This window comes from Dactylosporangium sp. NPDC050588, assembly GCF_040654975.1.
Lineage (GTDB): Bacteria > Actinomycetota > Actinomycetes > Mycobacteriales > Micromonosporaceae > Dactylosporangium > Dactylosporangium maewongense.
On record NZ_JBFAJA010000041.1, the window covers coordinates 55,238 to 73,568 of the forward strand.

The window sequence follows — 18,331 nt, forward strand, 5'->3', positions numbered from 1 at the left end:
TGGAGCGCGGCTCGCTGGAGCGCGGCTCGCCTGAGCGCCGCGGAGGTGACGGCATGAGTCTGCGAGAGCGCGTGGCCGCCGAGCTGGAACGCACCCGCCGGCGGTCCGAGATCCTCACCGACGCCGTCGACGACGCCGACCTCGTCCGGCAGCACTCGCCGCTGATGTCGCCGCTGGTGTGGGACCTGGCGCACATCGGCAACCAGGAGGAGCTGTGGCTCGTCCGTGACGTCGGCGGCCGCGAACCCGTCCGGCAGGACATCGACCACCTCTACGACGCGTTCAAGCACGCCCGGCGGGACCGTCCGCAGCTGCCGCTGCTCGGCCCGGCGGAGGCCCGCGCGTACGTCTCGACCGTCCGCGACAAGGTGCTCGACGTCGTCGACCGCCTGCCCTCCGACCCGGCGCGGCCGCTGCTGCGGGACGGGTTCGCGTTCGGGATGATCGTGCAGCACGAGCAGCAGCACGACGAGACGATGCTCGCCACCCACCAGTTGCGGGCGGGTTCGCCGGTACTGGCGGCAGACCCGCCACCGTCCGCGGTCGTCGCCGTGGGCGGGGAGGTGCACGTGCCGGCCGGACCGTTCGACATGGGCACGTCGACCGAGCCGTGGGCCCTGGACAACGAACGCCCCGCGCACCGCGTCGACGTGCCCGCCTTCTGGATCGACGCCGCCCCCGTCACGAACGCGCAGTACGCGGCGTTCATCGACGCCGGCGGCTACGATCGGCCGCGCTTCTGGTCCGCCGCCGGCTGGGAGCACCGTGTCTCGGCCGGGCTGGAAGCGCCGCTGCACTGGACGCGGGACGGCGGCGACTGGCACGCCACCACCTTCGGCCGCACGGCTCCGATCGTGCCGGACGCGCCGGTGGTGCACGTCTGCTTCCACGAGGCCGCGGCGTACGCCGCCTGGGCCGGCCGGCGGCTGCCGACCGAGGCCGAGTGGGAGAAGGCGGCCAGGTTCGACCCCGCGACGGGCCGGTCCCGGCGGTTCCCCTGGGGCGACGACGACCCGACGCCGCGCCACGCCAACCTGGGGCAGCGGCACCTGCGGCCGGCACCCGTCGGCGCCTACCCGGACGGTGCGTCGCCGCTCGGCGTCCACCAGCTCATCGGCGACGTGTGGGAGTGGGTCGACAGCGACTTCCTGCCCTATCCGGGGTTCAGCGCCTTCCCGTACCGCGAGTACTCCGAGGTGTTCTTCGGCGGCGACTACAAGATGCTGCGCGGCGGGTCGTTCGGCACCGACCGGGCGGCGTGCCGGGGCACGTTCCGCAACTGGGACCACCCGATCCGCCGCCAGATCTTCAGCGGCTTCCGCACGGCCTCCTCCTCGGGGCCCGCCTAGTGTGCCGTCACCTGGCGTACCTGGGTCCGCCGATCCCGCTGTCGCGCCTGCTCTTCGACGCGCCGCACGGCCTGTCGCACCAGTCGTGGGCGCCGCGCGACATGCGGGGCGGCGGCACCATCAACGCCGACGGCTTCGGGCTGGGCTGGTTCCCCGGTCCCGTGGTGTACCGGTCGGCCCGTCCACTGTGGACCGACCCGTCGCTGCCCGCGCTGGCCTCGGCGACCTCGTCGGGCGCGGTGCTGGCCGCGGTGCGCTCCGCCACGGTCGGCATGCCCGTCACCGAGTCCGCGGCCGCGCCGTTCACCTCCGGGTCCTGGCTGTTCAGCCACAACGGTCGCGTCGCCGGGTGGCCCGACAGCGTCGCCGCGCTCGCGTCCGAGCTGCCGGTGCGCGACCTGATCACCCTGGACGCCCCCACCGACAGCGCGCTGTTGTGGGCCCTCGTCCGGGCGCGCCTGCGGGCCGGCTCCGCCCTCGGCGACGCGGTGTCCTCGGTCGTCACCTCGGTGGCGGCCGCGGCGCCCGGTTCGCGGCTCAACCTGCTGCTCACCGACGGCCGGTCCGTCGCCGCTTCCGTGTACGGCCACGCGCTGTCCGTCCGCGCCGTCCCCGACTTCTCCCTGCTCGTCGCGTCCGAACCGCTGGACGACGACCCCGGCTGGCGCGCCGTCCCCGACTTCTCCCTGCTCGTCGCGGACCCGTCCGCGGTACACATAACGGAAGGTGCCTTCTCGTGACACTGCACGATCCCGACCTCGACGTGTACCTGCTCGACTCCGACCTCACCGCCGCCCTGCGCGCCGACGCCCGGGCGGGCCTCACCGCCACCCCGAAGACCCTCCCGCCGAAGTACTTCTACGACGCCCGCGGCAGCGAACTGTTCGAGGAGATCACCCGCCTGCCCGAGTACTACCCGACCCGCGCCGAACGCTCGATCCTCGCCGACCGGGCCTCGTCGATCGCCCGCATCACCGGCGCGAAGACCCTCGTCGAGCTGGGCTCCGGCTCCTCGGAGAAGACCCGACTGCTGCTCGACGCGCTGCGCGACGCCGGGACGCTGGGCTCCTTCGCCCCGCTGGACGTGTCGGCCTCAGCCCTCCGCGACGCCGTCAGGACCCTCCGAACCGCCTACCCTGACCTGCACATCCACGGCATCGTCGCCGACTTCGTCAACCACCTGGAAACCCTGCCCGACACCGGCGACCGCCTCGTCGCCTTCCTGGGCGGCACGATCGGCAACTTCACCCCCGCCGAACGCGCCCCCTTCCTCGCCGCGCTCCGCGCCCGCCTCGACCCCGGCGAGTGGTTCCTCCTCGGCGCCGACCTCGTCAAGTCCCCGTCGGTCCTCGTCCCCGCCTACGACGACGCGGCCGGCGTCACCGCCGAGTTCAACCGCAACGTCCTGCACGTCCTCAACCGCACCCTCGACGCCGACTTCGACGTCGCCGCCTTCGAGCACGTCGCCCTCTGGGACCCCGCCAACGAATGGATCGAGATGCGCCTGCGCTCCACCACCGCGCAGCAGGTCCACGTCGCCGCCCTCGACCTGACGGTCACCTTCACCGCCGGCGAGGAGCTGCGCACCGAGGTCTCCGCCAAGTTCCACCAGGCCGGCCTGACCGCCGAACTCACCGCGGCCGGCTTCTCCGTCCGCCACTGGTGGACCGACCCCGCGCAACGGTTCGCCCTGACCCTGGCCACCGCGGCGTAACCACTCCCACCCCCTCGGCGGCCGCGGAGACACACCCCTGTCCCGCGGCCGCCGGGGGTAGTGCTCCCGTTCCGCGGCCGCCCGGGGTAGCGCTCCCGTTCCACGGCCGCCGCCGGGACGCTCCTGCCCCTTGGGATGCTCTCCCGACCCGACCCGACCCGACCCGACCCGACCCGACCCGACCCGACCCGACCCCGCCCGACCCGACCGGACCCGACCCCGCCCGACCCGACCAGACCCGCAGCAGTTCCTGTTCGGCGGCCGCCGCCGGAACGCTCCTGCCCCTTGGATGCTCTCCCGCCCCGCCCCGCCCCGCCCCGGCCACGCCTCGCAGCGCAGCAAGTCCTGTTCTCTGGCCGCCGCCGTGACAGACGCTCTCCTCACCACCGGCCACCGCTGGGACGCTCTTCTCCACGAGCGCAGCACGTCCTGTCCTCTGGCCGCCGCCGTGACAGACACTCTCCTCACCACCGGCCACCGCAGGGACGCTCTTCTCCACGAGCGCAGCGAGTCCGGTTCTCTGGCCGCCGCCGTGACACTCCTCTCCACCGGCCACCGCTGGGGCGCTCTTCTCCACGGCCGCACCTCGGATGCTCACCCGTCCCGCAGTCGCCGCCACGCTGCACTCCTGTCCCGCAGTGTCTCCACCGTGTCCCCGCGGGCATCCCGCACCGCAGCCACGGCCCCGCTCGATCCACCCTCCTACCCGCTCCGGTCTTCCCGGTGGTTTCCGCTCTCCGCGGCCCGCTGGCTCGCCGATTCGCTGAGGTCCGCCCGAGGCCATCACCCTGCGATTCCAGCCCCATCGGTCATCCCGCCCGCGGCGCACGTTCGTCCTCGGGCGCGCTGCTCAGGTCCAGCTGCTCAGCGCCGCTTCAGCGCCGTTTCAGCGGGCCGCCGCATGCTGCTGGCATGACCGCATCGCCCCCGGCACGGACCGTCTTCGTCGGCACGCCGGCGTTTCTCGGCCGGATCGACGGCGTGACCCGCTGCGCCTTCTGGACCACCGAACCCGTCGAGCACGACTTCGACCCCGCCCGTCTGATCAGCGTGGACCTGGCCCGTGCCCCATCCGCCGCCGTCGCCGAGGAGATCTCCTGGGCGGACGTCGACGTCGACGACTGCTTCAGCGCCCCGGACGGCGACACCGGCGGGTCCACCCTCGGCCCCGCGTGGCCCGAGCTCCGCCTCACCGGCGCCGTCTACCTGGCCACCGCCTTCATCGACCGCCTCCCTCCTTCACTGCGCCCCACCCCGGCCTCCACCGGCTTCACGGGCGCCGAATACGAATGCCAATCCGTCGTGTACTGGCCCGGCACCCCCGACCCGCGGGCCGGCAACCGCTACGCCGGCCACTGCGCCGAGATCCTCGAGCAGCGAGGCACCCTCGCCCGCGTCGCCGTCTTCCCGCCGGGCCGCTCCACCGACCCGGCCACGTCCGCGGTCACGATGTGGCTCGACCTCGCTTCCCCGGAACACTGCGACGCCGGCCCAGCGAGCCTCACCACCATCGGCGGCCCGGTGACCCGAGGCCCCTTGTTCCTGATCGCCGGCCGTGTCCCTTCCCCTTCGACCACCAACGGGAGCACCGAATGACGAACCATCACCTGCTGCACACCACCGTCCTCACGAGCGCGATCGCCCCGAAACTCCCACCGTGGGCGGGCCCCAGCCGCCTCGCACCGTCGGCCTTGTCCGCCGGCCCGCGCCCGACCTCGACCGCCAGCCACTCGCCGGCCCTGACCTCCGGCGCCGCTCGCGCAGCCTCACCCTCCGGCGCCGCTCGCGCAGCCTCACCCTCCGACACCGCGCGCACGGCCTCACCCTCCGTCGGCGCGGCGGCGGCAACACTCCGCCGCACGTCGGTGGCAACACTCCGCCGCACGTCGGTGGCGATCTCGGCGCGGGCCGGATCGCTGCAACCCATCAAGTGGCCGGATGCGCTCGGCGATTGACCGGCCGACCGGTGTCCCTCCCTTCGCTGAATGTCGCCTCGCCGGACTGCTCCGAATCGTTCTTCGCCGGCCGCGTCGCCAGGTGCGTGCAGCTGCATCACGCCGCCTCCCTCGCCGAGCTGCGTGACGTGCTGACGACGGCGGCGTGGCCGGCAGGACCGGTGCACCTGGACCTGATCGGCCACTCGACCCGCGGGCAGCACCTGCTGCGGCTCGGTCGTACCCCGATCGACATGCTCGAACGCGACGTGGCCCGGTTCTTCACCCACTTGGCCGCCGACCGGATCCTGGACCGCCACGACGTGGTGGCGGTCCGGCTCCTCGGCTGCCAGACCGCGGTGACCGACCCGGGCCGCCGCACGCTGCGGATGCTGTCACGGGTGCTGGGCCTTCCCACGTACGGCACGCTCGTCCCCCTCCTCAAGAGCCACTCCGACGCGTCAGGGCTGTCGCCCCGGTTCGCGCACGTGCTCGCCTCCGGCTGACCCTCCACCCACCCGAAAGGACCACCAGATGCACCGGCTTCCGACTGTTCCGCCGCCATGCCACCCACGACGGCCGGGCCCACACCGCAGGACCTGGTGCCGCCGCGAGCGCCTCCGCCGCACCTGGCACCCACGAACCTGGCACCGCAGGCAGTGACCCGGCAGCCGCCGCCCGCAAACGCCCAACACAGCGACCCAGCAGCCGCCGCCCGCAAACGCCGAACACAGCGACCCAGCAGTAGCCGCCCGCAAAGGCCGATCACAGTGACCCAGCAGACACCGCCGGCGCACCGCCCACAGACGGTCGGCAGGCACCACCGGACGGGTGTCTGCCGGCACCGGTCCGCGGACCGCGGTCGATGCGACGATTGGGCGTGGTTGACGTGAGTGTGGATGGCGAGGATTCAATCCGCGGGCGGCTTGCGATCAAGCAGCATCGCCGCGTCGGTGAGTCACGGCCTCACGGGGTCGAGGACTGTAAGCCGAGCGCCTCGCCCGCCACTGGCGCGGAATACACGATCCTGATCTCGGTGGTGCGATACCCGGCCCGGACGAAGGCGGCTGCCATCGGTGCGTTGGTCGCGTCGGTCGTCGCGGTGATGACCTGGGCGCCGTCGGCGGCGTGGATGCGCGTGATCTCGCCGAGGATGTCGTCGACATAGCCGTGGCCTCGCATCTCGGGCACGACGCCGAGATACCCGACATTGCGGTGGTACGGCGTCGCCGACGGCACCGCCAGCCCCACCAGCACCCCGTCGCCCGTCGTGACGATCCGCCACCACGAACGGTCCCCCGGGCACCCGAGATAGAAGTCCATCTCGGCGCGTGCGGCGGCGTCGATGCCGTCCGCGGCGACGCTGCGCCGCGTCTGCACGTCGAGGCTGCCCGACGCGACCCGGCGGAACGCGTGCAGGAACTCCTCGTCGCTCGCCTCCTGGAACACCAGGCGGTCACGCTCCCGGCCGGCCACTCCCGAGGCGACCGGCCCAGGCGTCCACTCGAAACGCAGCCGCTCCACCTCGTCGGTCAGCCCGGCGGCGATCGCCGCGTCCCGCCGCCAGCCGACGGCCGCCGTCGTCGCGGGGTCGTCCCGCCAGCCCGCGGCGACCGACACGGTGAACTGTGGCGCCGCCGGCGCGCCCACTGCCGACATCCCCGCACGGAGCAGCGCCGCCGCAAGCGCCGCACGGTCTGGCACCGACGGGTCGACGCTGAGACAGTCGAGCGCGACCGGATGGGTGTCCCCGGCCCGTCCCCACCACAGTGCCCTGGCGATGATCTGGCCGTCGCGCTCGACGATCCAGGTCCACTCCGGCCGGTACATCCAAGCGGCGAGGTCGGCCCGGAAACGCTCGGCGCTGATCCAGCCGACCGGCTCGTCGACGACGACTGCGGCGACCCGGTCGATGTCGTCGGGCGTCGCGGCTCGGATCATGGCGTCACCCTCTCATAGGTCATGAACGCGACACCCGTGTCGAACGTGCGCGTGCCCGCCAGCCGGAACGGCATGGGCTTGAACGGCGCGGCGAACAGCGGTACACCGGAACCGATCGCGACCGGATTGACCTTGAGGATCAGCTCGTCGATCTCGCCGACCAGCTGCGATGCCAGCGCGCCGCCGCCGCACAGCCAGATGTCGAGCCCCTCGCGCCGCTTCAGGTCCCGGACGAACTCGGCGGGATCGGTGTCTGCGCCCAGGAACGTGACCGTCGGGTCGACGTCGGTGAGCGTCCTGGAGAAGACGAACTGCTCCAGATGTCGATAGGGGCTGGTGATGCCGATCGCGAGGCCGGGCTCATAGGTGCCGCGGCCCATCACGACTGTGTCGAACCGCTTGTTGGGCACGCCTTCCAAGCCGAGCGGCACCCGGGCGTGCGTGGGCAGGGTCTCGGGCCACGAGGCGATGATCGCCGCCGCCGAGTCGTCCTCGAACCCGAGGAAGTCGAACTGTCCGTCGGGGCCGGCGATGAAGCCGTCGAGCGTGGCGGCGACCAGGTAAGTCAGCTTTCGCATGGCACTCACTCACTTCGTTTGAATCACTGTGGATGAAGTGGTTTGAATGTAGTACTGTGCTTGCAGTGGTGTCAACCAGCCCGCACGGAAGGACTCAGCAATGCGTCAGAACCCCGCAAGACGGACCGCCCTGCTCGACGCCGCGATCGAGGTCCTGGCCGACGAGGGATCGCGAGGGCTGACACTGCGCGCGGTGGACCAGCAGGCAGAGGTGCCGACCGGCACGACGTCCAACTACTTCAGCAACCGCGCCGACCTGCTGGAGCAGCTCATGGTCCGGGTGCGCGAGCGGCTCACTCCCGACCCGGCGGAGCTTGCCGAGACGATGCGCGCGACACCGTCCCGCGATCTCGTGAAGACCCTCATGCACCAGTTACTGGACAGGACCCGCCGGGAGCGCAGCAGCCACCTCGCCCTGCTGGAGTTACGACTGGAGGCGACCCGCCGGCCCGAGCTCGACACCATGCTGACCCGGTTCTTCACGGCGGACCTGGAGGCGAATGTCGCGTTCCACGTCGACGCGGGCCTGCCCGGCGACAGCGGCTCGGTGCTGCTGCTGTATCTGGGCATGCTCGGCCTGATCGTCGACGACCTCACCGTGCCCGAGGTGCTGCGGCCGCACGGGGTGGAGGCGCTCGTCGACAGGCTGGTCGACCGCGTGTTCCCGCCGCCCGCCGGGGCGGAGGTGGCCAGCCAGGGTTGAGGTGCCAGGAGGGTCGGCCAGGTCAGGCGGACGTCCCGCCCGCGCGGTGACGGGCACGGACCGAGGAGGGCTGCAACGGCGACGGATCGGTCACGGGGGCGAGCGCCATCCGCATCGAGGGCTCGACCGTCGGCGAGGACGTCGTCGTGTCGAGGTTCTGCGACGGTACGACACCCCGCAGCCGCCGGGACGACTGCCGTGACGACGACGACGAGTCGGTCCAGTCGTGCACAGCGGGCTGCTCGCCCGTCCAGGCATGCGCACGGGCCCACACCTGCGCGCTTGACGGGTGCTGCGAAGCGAAGGGCTCCGGCGAGGGCGCAAGGCTCGAACGAGAGGAGTGCGATGGCGACGGCTGGAGGTGGTTCGCGGAGGCCTGGAACCGGGCGGTGACGTGGTCGTCCAGGGCAGGGCGCGGCGCGGGGACGTTTTGCGGCTGCGGCGCGGGGACGCTGTGCGGGCGCGGCGCGGGAACGCTGTGCGACTGCGGCGCGGCGTCGCTGTGCGACTGCGGCGCGGGAACGCCGTGCGGGCGCGGCGCGGAACCGTTGTGCGGCTGCGGCGCGGGAACGCCGTGCGGGCGCGGCGCGGAGACGCTGTGTGGGCGCGGCGCGGAGACGCTGTGTGGCTGCGGCGCGGGGACGTTGTGCAGTGGCTGCGGCGCGAACCTGGGCGGCGTCGGGAACGCGGGTGGCGGGGCGATCGCGTGCCCGTGGAACCGCGGCTGGGCGGCGGGCGTCGAGAGACGGCGCGGACCGCGGCGTTGACCAGCCGGCGCTGCTGGCATCGCTGTGGACCCCGCGTCGGTCCGCACCGCGGTGTGCACGGACGGAGCGCCGTGCGCCGAACTGCGCCCGGCGTGCGCGGGCATCGGCGTCTCAGGAGCCTCGGTGCCTGCGCGGTGGGCGACGGTCGAGGCCAGGTGAGCGGGGGCCGGTTCGTTCGGCGTCACGACGGCCGAGGACAGGTCCGAACCCGCAACCGGGGCCGAGTGGGCACCGACCGGGAACAGGGGAGCGCCGGGCGAGGAGGAACGGGCAGCGGACGAGGGCAGGAACGGGTCGGCCGCGGCAAGGTGAGTGGAAGGCCGAGGTGCGTGAACGGGGACAGGGAACACAGGCGGGAACGGGGAGTTGGGCTCGGTGTACGTCCTGGCGGCTGCCGGATGTGGCCGGGACAGGCGGGTCGGGGCGCGGCGGCGGCTGTACGCGCGGCAGGTGCCGATGATCGCGGTCGCCGTCAACGACAGCGGGGCGAGCAGGACGGCCAGGCCGATGAGCATCGGGCCGCCGGTGAAGAGGACCTTGGCCGACCAACCGGCGAGCGCCAGGCCGAAGGTGACGCACACGAGGCGGAGCCGGGAGGCGTTGCCGGGGAGGAAGCCGGCTGCGGCGGTGATGAGACCGGCGATCACGTAGCAGATGAGGAACAGGGTCCCCGCCGTGCTGCCGAGGTGCGAGACGTTCTGGTGCACAAATCCCTCCGAGCCGTACAAACCGTTCCGTCGATAACGGTAGGTGATCGGTTGCGGGCCGGTTGTCAGCAGTTCGGGCGGGTTTGGGGGCAGTGGGGGCGACGGGTTGCCACGGCGGTGGCGGCAGGTTGCACGCGGGTGGCAGTCGTGATCCTCACGACGGTCCGGGTGCGGTGCGGTGTGCCGATTGCGTGCTTGGGTGAGCGATCGGGTACACCTTTGTGCATGACCGCCGCGCCCGCCTTCGTCGCCGACCGATATCGCCTTTTTGAACCACTTGGGGCGGGCGGGATGGGCAGGGTGTGGCGGGCCCGCGATGAGACGCTCGGGCGGGACGTCGCCGTGAAGCAGATCATCCTGCCGCCGGAGCTGCTCGACAACGCGCGGGACGTCGCGATGGAGCGGACGTTGCGGGAGGCGCGGGCGGCCGCCCGGCTCACCCATCCGAATGTCGTTCGCGTGTACGACGTGCTCGCGTTCGACGGGCAGCCGTGGCTCGTCATGGAGTACGTGCCGTCACGGTCGCTCGACCAGACGCTGCGCGCCGACGGGCCGCTCCCCCCGCGGCGGGTCGCCGAGATCGGCCTCGCCGTGCTCGCCGCGCTGCAGGCGGCGCACCGCGTCGGCGTCCACCACCGGGACATCAAGCCGGGCAACGTCCTGCTCGGCGACGACGGCCGGGTGGTGCTCACCGACTTCGGCATCGCACGGATCGAGGGCGACGGCCACGTCACGCGCACCGGGCTGGTGCTCGGTTCGCCCGAGTACATCGCCCCCGAGCGCGCCCGGGACGGCACAGCGGGCGCCGCGGGAGATCTGTGGTCGCTGGGCGCGACGCTGTACGCGGCGGTGGAAGGGCGTTCGCCGTACGGGCGCGGGTCCGCCATGGAGACGCTGATGGCGCTCGCGTCGGACGAGCTCGACCCGCCGCAGCGGGCCGGGGCGCTCGCGCCCGCGCTGCGTGGGCTGCTGCGCAAGGACCCGCGGGCACGGGCCGGGTTCGCCGAGACCGAGGAGCGCCTTCAGGCCGTCCTCGCCGCGCCGACCGAACGCCGCCGCCGGTCCTGGCTCGGCGGCTGGGGGCGCTCGGCGCCCGCTCCGGCCGCGACACCCGCCGCGCCGGCGCGTCCGGCCCCTCCGGTCCCCGCACAACGTCCCGCCCCGGAGCCGCCGACGGTCGTGCAGCCCCGCACCCGGCTCGACCCGCCGACGGTGGTGCAGCCGCCGATCCCGGTGCCGGCGCCCGCTCCAGCGGCGGAGTTCGCGTCGGTACCGCCGGCGCCCGCCGACCCCGAGCCCCTGCTGAACGAGCCGGCGCCCGCCGAGCCCGCCCCACGACAGGAAACCGCGGCGGACGGTTCCGGGGCGGTCGGGGGTGACCTCTGGACGGAGCCCGCCGACGAGCCGGCGACGGACGCTGAGCCCGACGCCGCAGCGGACCCGGAACCCGAGCCCCAGGCGGTGCACGCCGAACAGGAAGCGAAGGCGGACGGTCCGCGGGCAGTCGGAGGTGACCTCTGGACGGAGCCCGCCGGCGAGCCGGCGACGGACGCTGAGCCCGACGCCGCAGCGGACCCGGAACCCGAGCCCCAGGCGGTGCACGCCGAACAGGAAGCGAAGGCGGACGGTCCGCGGGCAGTCGGAGGTGACCTCTGGACGGAGCCTGCCGACGAGCCGGCGACGGAGCCGGAGACCGCAGCGGACCTGGAACCCGAGCCGCACGCCGAGGCCGGGCCGGAGACTGAGCTCGCGCCTGCCGACGAGTCTGAGGTCGAACCGGAGGCTGTGCTCGCGCCGGCGGGTGAGTCTGGCGCCGAGCCTGAGGCCGACCACGCGACCGAGGCGGAGCCTGAGCCGGTGCGGGCGCCGGAGGCGACGCTCGAGTCCGCGACCGAGCCGGAGAGTGAGCAGCTGCCGGAGCCGGTGAGCTCGGCCGGACCGGTCGCCGGGGGTGAAGAAGAGACCGACCCCGAGCCCACGCCGGAAGCTGAAGTCCAGCCGGAGCCTGCGATCGTGCCGGCGCTGGAGGCTGAGCAAGACCCCGCGACAGAGGCGGAAGCCGAGTCGCGGCCGGAGCCTGAGGACACGGCCGGACTGCGCGCCGAGTCGGAGGCTGCGTTCGCGGCCGTGGCGGAGCCTGAGGCCGAGCATGCCGACGCGGAGCCCGAGACCGAGCACGCCGGCGAGGAGCCTGAGACCGAGCACGCCGAAGCGGAACCCGAGACGAAGCGCGTCGAGGCGGAGCCCGAGACCGAGCGCGTCGAGGCGGAACCCGCCGAGGCGAAGTCCGAGGCGGCGCACGTCGTTGCGGAGCCCGAGGCGGAACGCGTCGAAGCGGAGCCCGAGGCGGCGCACGTCGAGACGAAGCCGGAGGTCGTTGCGGCACCGGCGACCGAGCGGGTCCGGGCGGAGCAGGAGACCACGCGGCTGCGAGCCGAGCCGGAGGTCCAGGGGCAGCCTGCCGAGGCGGACGGGCGCGGGGCCGGGTCGGCGAGTGGCGGGAAGAGCGCGGCGGGCGTCACGTACAAGGCGACCCGCAAGCCCGAACCGGGTGTGCCGTCAGTTGGGGGCGCTGCCAGTACAAACGCGAAACCGCGAGCCAAGGTCCTTGCGGCGGTCGCGGGGGCGCTCGTGATCGTCGTGCTGGCGGCGTGGCTGGTGCTGCGGTCGGGCGGGGATGACAGCAACCGGACCGCGGCGCCGGCGAGTTCGGAGGGTGCGGGGGCGACGGCGACGAGCGGGGGGACGAGCGCGCCGGTCGGGTCGCCGAGTGTGGCGCCGTCGAGTGAGGCCGCGGGGGGCACGCCGTCGGCCACCGCGCCCGCCTCGCCTCCCGGTGGCGGGAACGGGGCGGGGCAGTTGCCGCCGTTGCCCGCCGGGTGGGTCGACTATCACGATCCGTCGGGGTTCTCGGTGTACGTGCCGGCGGGCTGGCGGCAGAGCAAGGACGGCTCGATCGTGTACTTCCGCGGGAACGGGCGGGTGCTGGGCATCGACCAGACCGACAAGCCGAAGTCGGACCCGGTGCGGGACTGGCAGGCGCAGCGGGACTCGCGGCGTGCGGCCGGCGACTTCCCCGGGTACGTTGAGATTCACATCCAGCCGGTGCCGTACTTTGTGACGGCGGCGGACTGGGAGTTCACGTTCGTGCGGGGCGCGCGCCAGCATGTCAACAACCGTGGTGTGGTGACGTCGCCGACGCAGGCGTACGGGTTCTACTGGCAGACCAGCGACGCCGACTGGGCCGCGGCCCGTCCGGATCTCGACCTGGTGTTCGCCAGCTTCCGCCCGCGCGTGTAGGGACCAGCACAGGTAGAGGGGGGACGTGGGCGAGTTGTGGCCGGCGGACACGCCGGGGTTGCTGCGGCTGCCGTCGGGGTTGACCGTCCGGGGGCGGCCGCTGTCCAAGCCGATCCCCGACGGGCCCGCGCCGACGCTCGGCGTGTACGCGCTCGGCCGCGAGCCGGCGCCGACGAGCTGGCCGGCCCGCTGGGTGCGCTGGCCCGACTTCGGCCTGCCGAAGGACCGGGACGAGCTGCGGGCCGCCCTCGACGCGGCGCTGCTGGAGGCGCGGACGGGCCGGGTCGAGTTCGGCTGCGGGGGCGGTCGCGGCAGGACCGGGACCGCCCTCGCGTGCCTGGCGGTGCTGGACGGCGTGCCGGCGGGCGAGGCTGTCGCGTACGTCCGCCGGCACTACTCCCGTCACGCCGTCGAGACGCCGTGGCAGCGGGGGTTCGTCAAACGGTTCAGTTGACCGAAGCGGACAGCTTCTCGATGGCCGCGGGGCCGAACGCTTCGCCGGCGAACACGGACAGGCGCGCCAGCGGCAGGCTCCCCATCAGCGTCAGCATCTCCGGGTCGGCGGCGGTGTGCGCCATCACGCCCGCCTCGCCGCTGCCGGCCAGGGCCGCGAACACCTCGCCGAGCGCCTGGGCGCCGCGCGGGTCGCTGAGCCACTCCGCGATCGTCGACTCGCCGGTCAGCGGCACCCGGGCGTCGTCGCCGGTGACGGTGGCCGTTGCGGAGACGCGCAGGTCGCGCGACGAGGCGCCGATCTCCACCTGGTACGTGCCGCCCTCGACCACCCAGCGGGACAGCCGGGTGTCCCAGTAGGCGAGGTCGTCGCGGGCGATCGGCAGCTCCACCTCGACGGTCTCGCCGGCGGCGATCGCCACGCTCGCGAACGCCTTGAGCTCCCTCGGGGCGCGGCGGACCCGTGAACCGGCGAGGGAGACGTACGCCTGCACGACCTCGCGGCCGTCGCGGTCGCCGGTGTTCGTGACGCTGAGCCGCACGCTCAGCCCGCCGTCGGTGGCGGTGACGGTCGCCGGGCCGTACTCGAACGTGGTGTAGGACAGGCCGTGGCCGAACGGGTACGCGACCTGCTGGCCCCGGGCGTCGAAGCCGCGGTACCCGATGTGGACGCCCTCGCCGTAGCGGACGTGCCCGGCCTCACCGGGGAAGTCCAGGTAGGACGGGTGGTCGGCGAGGTGCAGCGGGATCGTCTCGGTGAGCCGGCCCGACGGGTTGACCCGGCCGAACAGCACGTCGGCGATCGCGCCGCCGCCGGCCTGGCCGAGCAGCCAGCCCTCGACGATCGCGGGCACCGCCGCGTCCCACGGGCCGGTGCGCAGGACGGCGCCGTTGGAGAGCACGACGACGGTGCGCGGGTTAGCGGCGGCGACCCGTTCGATGAGCTCGACGTGCGCGGCCGGCAGGTCGATCGACTCGCGGTCGGCGCCTTCGGTCTCGCGGTCGGTGCCGGCGAAGACGACCGCGACGGCCGCGTCCCGGGCCAGGGCGACCGCGGCGTCGACGTCGTCGTAGCCGGACGCGAACGTGACGGGGCCCTCGGCCAGGGCGGTGATCTCGTCGAGGGCGTTGTCGAGCCGGGTCGGGTTGATCTGCGAGCTGCCGCCGCCCTGGAAGCGGGGCGTCCGCGCGAACTCGCCCAGCACCGCGATCGTGCCGTCGTGCCGGCCGAGCGGCAGCACGCCGCCGTCGTTCTTGAGCAGGACGATGCCCCGCCCCGCCACCTCACGGGCGAGCGCATGGTGCTCGTCCTTGTCATAGGTCGCGTCGGTACGGGAGGCGAGCGCTGCCTGTACCAACGAGGAAACCCGCGACACGGCGGTGTCCAGCGTCGACTCCGGCAGGTGTCCACTGCGGACCGCCTCGACGAGCCGGCGGTCGCCGTCGGGGTCGGGGCCGGGCATGGTGAGGTCGAGCCCGGCGCGGACCGCCTCGACCCGGTCGGCGACGGCGCCCCAGTCGGACACGACGAGCCCTTCGTAGCCCCACTCGCCGCGCAGCACCTCGGTGAGCAGCCAGCGGTGCTGGGAGGCGAGGACACCGTTGATGCGGTTGTACGCGCACATGACGGTCCACGGCTTGGCCTGCGTGACGACCCGCTGGAACGCGCGCAGGTAGATCTCGCGCAGCGTGCGCTCGTCGACGTCGGCGGAGACCCGCATCCGGTCGGTCTCCTGGCTGTTGACCGCGAAGTGCTTCAGCGAGGCGCCGACGCCGCGGCTCTGCAGGCCCTTGACCCACTCGGTGGCGAGGATGCCGGTGAGCAGCGGGTCCTCGGCGAAGTACTCGAAGTTGCGGCCGCCGAGCGGGCTGCGCTTCAGGTTGATGCCCGGGCCGAGCAGGACCTGGACGTCCATCGCGCGCGCCTCGTCGCCGAGGGCCTCGCCGACCCTTCTGGCCAGCTGCGGGTCCCAGGTCGAGCCGAGTGCGACGGCGGGCGGGAAGCACGTGGCCGGCTCGCTGTCGAGGATGCCGCCTCCCGGCGCGGCCTTGCGGACCCCGTGCGGACCGTCGGTCAGCATGATGTCGGGCACGCCGGTGACGGCGGTGCTGCGCCAGAAGCTGCTGCCGCTGGTGACGGCGGCCTTCTCCTCGAGGTCCATGGCGTCTCGTCTCCCACGTCTCACACTACTGAGTACTTGTAAAGTAATAGGTACCCGGTAAGGTAGCGCTACGGGCCTCGATGCGACAAGAGGAAACGACTGGGATGGCACGGCACGACAGGACCCGCCTGCCGGCGGCCGAGCGACGCCGGCAGATCATCACCGCCGCCACGCGTCTCGTGGCGGAGCGCGGCTTCTGGGGTCTGTCGATGCAGGACGTCGCGACCGCCTGCGGCCTGACCGTGCCGGGCCTGCTGCACCACGTCGGCTCGAAGGACGGCCTGCTCATCGCGATCCTCGAACACCGCGACGCCGAGGACGCCCGGGCCCTGGACTCCCTGCTCGCCGGCCCTTCGGGTTCCGCTTCCGCCGGCGCCTCAGGTTCCGCTTCCGCCGGCGCTTCGGGTTTCGCTTCCGCCGGCGCTTCAGGTTCCGCCGATGCCCCTGGCTCCACTGGCGCCGCGGATTCTGCCTGCGCTGCCGGTCTCATCGGTGCGCCGGGGGCGACGTTGCGGGAGGTGTGCGCGGCCGTGGTGCGGCGCAACGCTTCGCAGCCGGAGATCGTGCGGCTGTTCGCGGTGCTGCAGGCGGAGTCGCTCACCCCCGATCACCCCGCGCACGACTACTTCGTCGCGCGGCAGCAGCGCATCCTGAACGAGATCACGGCCCTGGCGAAGACCGCCGGCACCACCGTCCCGCCGGAGACGACGGCGCGGCGGATCATCGCGCTCATGGACGGGGTGCAGCTGCAGTGGCTGCGCTCCCCCGGCTCCGACCTGGTCCAGCTCTGGGCCGCGACGGCCGACGGTCTACTGCCCGACTGACAGACCCTGGCGACGGTCTACTGCCCGACTGACAGGCCTTGGGTCGTGCCGGTCAGGGCCGGCCGGGTCGCGCCTCAGGCTCGGGGTGGTCCGGTCGCGCCGTAGGCTCGGGGTGGTCCGGCGATTCGGGGGTGAGGGCTTGGACGAGGGCCGCGATCGCGTAGCGGGGCAGGTCGAGCAGCCGGGCCTCGAGCCACGCCGGGGGGACGAGTTCGGCGACCTTCGCCCTGGCTTCGTTCTTCGTCAGGCCGTGCTCCCGGACGAGCCCTTCCCGAAGCACATTGCCCAGCTTTCCGTGCGCGTGCCCGAGCAACCATCCCACCGCCGTGCGCGACCCGTCACGCACCGCTGCCGCCTCGACGATCGCGAGCCGCGGAGACGGCGTGCTACGGCGGTATCGCAGCGTGTACTTGGCGGCGACGACTGCGCGTAGCGAGGCCTGACTCTTCGCATCGATGAGGTCGGGGGATTTGTTGGGGACCTGTAAGCTCAGGGAAGAAGCATTGAGCGCCAGCAGCACCCGCAGGAGCCATGGGCCTGGATCGCCTGTGAGGTCGACCTGGTCCGGCACCGAGTGCACCGGCCCCGCCAGCAGCTCCGCAGGCCCGCGCCCGACCGCCTCGCCCTCCAGCGAGTGCTCACCGTGGGTGTACATGTTGACGGCCGCCCCGCTCAGCCGCTTCTCCAGCACCTGCCAGGTCCGCGCGGTCGGCCTGCACACGTAGAGGTCGCTCGCGGACCCGACGGCCTGCGCGCCGTGATACCGGTTGAACGCCGGTAGGATCGCTTCGACGGCGAGGTCGAGGTCGAGCACGGCCCGCTGCACCTTCACCCCGAGCGCCGGCGTGAGCGGGCTGAAGCCGTAGGCCATGACCAGCCGCCCGTTGGCCCGGTCCCGCAGCGCCTGCGCGCCCCGCCCGAGGAACAGCTGCACACCCTCCGGCGTGTACGGCGGGTCGGTGAAGACGAGATCCGCGGACTCGGCGACGACCGGGGGCAGCCCGAACCGCAGGTCCGCGTGCCAGCACTCGACGGCGTGCCCCCGCTCGGCCGCCCGACCCGCGATGAACTCCAGCAGCCGCTCGTCGACGTCGACCACCGTGACGCGCACGTCGGACCTGACGGCGAGGACCGCGAGCGAGGTCAGGTCATGATCGCCGATGCAGACGAGGTGGGCGCCGGTCAGGTCGTACGTCTCGTCCAGCCAGCGCGCCCGTTTTGCTGCGGTTTCGGCGGTTGCGGACACGTGGTCGAGGGCGCGGTCGGTGGGGACCTCGGCGATGAGGCGAGCCATGTCGGCGATCAGGTCCTCGTCCGAGATGCCCGACAGGCCGGATGAGATGACCGGCAGACCAGAATCGACCGGTTTGAGCGACTCAGCCGACTCAACCGACTTGTCCGGAGATAATGGTGAATTTGGCTGCTTGGGGTGAGATTGGGCAGTGAAGCGGGTGCGGTAGGTGGCGGGTAAGCGGAGGGCGCCGTTGCGGGAGGTGTGGAGGTCGGGGCCGGCGGTGCGGAGGAGTTGTTCGGCGGTGCGGCGGGGCAGGGCGTGTTCGCGGATCAGGTCGTCGAGGGTGGCCGGGGTCGTCGCCAGGTGAACGAGGGCCTCGCGGAGGCGGCGGGCGGCGATGCCCGCGGACTTGACCAAGTCGGTCACCGCATCCAAGGGCGTCGGGCCCGCCGGGGCATCGCCGGACCGGGCCACCGCCGCACCAGCGCCCGAATCCGGTGAAGGATCCGGTGAAGCCGGCCCCGAATCCAGTGAAGCCGCGGCCGCGGGGGACGGGAGTGCGCCAGGGGCGGGCCGCGGCGTCGGGGAGTCCGAAGAGGAGGGGGCGGCTGGCGGCGTCATCGTCGTTCACCTTACGGGGCGGGACCCAGCGGGCAAGACCGGTA

At 73.1% G+C, this 18,331-nt stretch carries 13 protein-coding genes and 1 pseudogene; 9 read left to right on the plus strand and 5 right to left on the minus strand.

The window, feature by feature from the left end; all coding sequences use genetic code 11:
- Positions 1–53: 53 nt before the first annotated feature.
- The 5 genes from egtB to AB0I21_RS27710 all read left to right on the plus strand — a co-directional run bounded on the left by egtB (position 54) and on the right by AB0I21_RS27710 (position 5,503).
- Positions 54–1,349, plus strand: coding sequence for an ergothioneine biosynthesis protein EgtB (egtB, locus tag AB0I21_RS27690; RefSeq protein WP_360565436.1), 1,296 nt, complete (start codon positions 54–56; stop codon positions 1,347–1,349).
- Positions 1,349–2,089, plus strand: a complete 741-nt coding sequence (gene egtC / locus AB0I21_RS27695; protein WP_360565438.1) for an ergothioneine biosynthesis protein EgtC — start codon at positions 1,349–1,351, stop codon at positions 2,087–2,089. Before egtB ends, egtC begins: the two co-directional genes overlap by 1 nt.
- Positions 2,090–2,091: 2 nt before the next feature.
- Positions 2,092–3,063, plus strand: a complete 972-nt coding sequence (gene egtD / locus AB0I21_RS27700; RefSeq protein WP_360565491.1) for an L-histidine N(alpha)-methyltransferase — start codon at positions 2,092–2,094, stop codon at positions 3,061–3,063.
- Between the two features lie 912 nt (positions 3,064–3,975).
- Positions 3,976–4,659 carry a hypothetical protein gene (locus AB0I21_RS27705; protein WP_360565440.1) on the plus strand — a complete coding sequence of 228 codons (684 nt, stop codon included), beginning with the start codon at positions 3,976–3,978 and terminating at the stop codon, positions 4,657–4,659.
- A gap of 370 nt (positions 4,660–5,029) precedes the next feature.
- Positions 5,030–5,503, plus strand: coding sequence for a hypothetical protein (locus AB0I21_RS27710; RefSeq protein ID WP_344504673.1), 474 nt, complete (start codon positions 5,030–5,032; stop codon positions 5,501–5,503).
- Positions 5,504–5,963: 460 nt separating this feature from the next.
- Here AB0I21_RS27710 and AB0I21_RS27715 read toward each other — a convergent pair whose 3' ends face one another.
- On the minus strand, positions 5,964–6,938 hold the full coding sequence (locus tag AB0I21_RS27715; protein ID WP_360565442.1) for a GNAT family N-acetyltransferase: 975 nt from the start codon (positions 6,936–6,938) through the stop codon (positions 5,964–5,966).
- Positions 6,935–7,516 carry a dihydrofolate reductase family protein gene (locus AB0I21_RS27720; RefSeq protein WP_360565444.1) on the minus strand — a complete coding sequence of 194 codons (582 nt, stop codon included), beginning with the start codon at positions 7,514–7,516 and terminating at the stop codon, positions 6,935–6,937. Before AB0I21_RS27720 ends, AB0I21_RS27715 begins: the two co-directional genes overlap by 4 nt.
- A 100-nt stretch (positions 7,517–7,616) precedes the next feature.
- Here AB0I21_RS27720 and AB0I21_RS27725 point away from each other — a divergent pair, with 100 nt between their 5' ends.
- Positions 7,617–8,219, plus strand: a complete 603-nt coding sequence (locus AB0I21_RS27725) for a TetR family transcriptional regulator (protein ID WP_360565446.1) — start codon at positions 7,617–7,619, stop codon at positions 8,217–8,219.
- Between the two features lie 22 nt (positions 8,220–8,241).
- Here AB0I21_RS27725 and AB0I21_RS27730 read toward each other — a convergent pair whose 3' ends face one another.
- On the minus strand, positions 8,242–9,693 hold the full coding sequence (locus AB0I21_RS27730) for a hypothetical protein (protein ID WP_360565448.1): 1,452 nt from the start codon (positions 9,691–9,693) through the stop codon (positions 8,242–8,244).
- A gap of 225 nt (positions 9,694–9,918) precedes the next feature.
- Between AB0I21_RS27730 and AB0I21_RS27735 the strand changes: the two are divergent.
- Both AB0I21_RS27735 and AB0I21_RS27740 read left to right on the plus strand, forming a co-directional pair.
- Positions 9,919–11,022: pseudogene (locus AB0I21_RS27735) on the plus strand (serine/threonine-protein kinase); the annotation flags it as partial.
- Between the two features lie 1,996 nt (positions 11,023–13,018).
- Positions 13,019–13,447: a protein phosphatase gene (locus AB0I21_RS27740; protein ID WP_360565450.1), complete on the plus strand. Its 429-nt coding sequence runs from the start codon at positions 13,019–13,021 to the stop codon at positions 13,445–13,447.
- Here AB0I21_RS27740 and AB0I21_RS27745 read toward each other — a convergent pair.
- On the minus strand, positions 13,440–15,608 hold the full coding sequence (locus AB0I21_RS27745; RefSeq protein ID WP_360565452.1) for a glycoside hydrolase family 3 C-terminal domain-containing protein: 2,169 nt from the start codon (positions 15,606–15,608) through the stop codon (positions 13,440–13,442). The genes AB0I21_RS27740 and AB0I21_RS27745 overlap by 8 nt on opposite strands.
- 104 nt (positions 15,609–15,712) lie before the next feature.
- Between AB0I21_RS27745 and AB0I21_RS27750 the strand changes: the two genes are divergently transcribed.
- Positions 15,713–16,432 (plus strand): helix-turn-helix domain-containing protein, encoded by a 720-nt coding sequence (locus tag AB0I21_RS27750; RefSeq protein ID WP_360565453.1) that lies wholly within the window; start codon positions 15,713–15,715, stop codon positions 16,430–16,432.
- A gap of 52 nt (positions 16,433–16,484) precedes the next feature.
- Here the strand turns inward: AB0I21_RS27750 and AB0I21_RS27755 are convergent, their stop codons facing one another.
- Positions 16,485–18,092 (minus strand): bis-aminopropyl spermidine synthase family protein, encoded by a 1,608-nt coding sequence (locus tag AB0I21_RS27755; protein ID WP_360565455.1) that lies wholly within the window; start codon positions 18,090–18,092, stop codon positions 16,485–16,487.
- Between the last annotated feature and the right edge of the window lie 239 nt (positions 18,093–18,331).

Bases quoted from the DNA above. Each gene is read 5' to 3' on its own strand.
- egtB (WP_360565436.1), top strand. From the start codon at position 54: ATGAGTCTGCGAGAGCGCGTGGCCGCCGAGCTGGAACGCACCCGCCGG.
- AB0I21_RS27705 (WP_360565440.1), top strand. From the start codon at position 3,976: ATGACCGCATCGCCCCCGGCACGGACCGTCTTCGTCGGCACGCCGGCG.
- AB0I21_RS27715 (WP_360565442.1), bottom strand. From the start codon at position 6,938: ATGATCCGAGCCGCGACGCCCGACGACATCGACCGGGTCGCCGCAGTC.
- AB0I21_RS27720 (WP_360565444.1), bottom strand. From the start codon at position 7,516: ATGCGAAAGCTGACTTACCTGGTCGCCGCCACGCTCGACGGCTTCATC.
- AB0I21_RS27725 (WP_360565446.1), top strand. From the start codon at position 7,617: ATGCGTCAGAACCCCGCAAGACGGACCGCCCTGCTCGACGCCGCGATC.
- AB0I21_RS27745 (WP_360565452.1), bottom strand. From the start codon at position 15,608: ATGGACCTCGAGGAGAAGGCCGCCGTCACCAGCGGCAGCAGCTTCTGG.
- AB0I21_RS27750 (WP_360565453.1), top strand. From the start codon at position 15,713: ATGGCACGGCACGACAGGACCCGCCTGCCGGCGGCCGAGCGACGCCGG.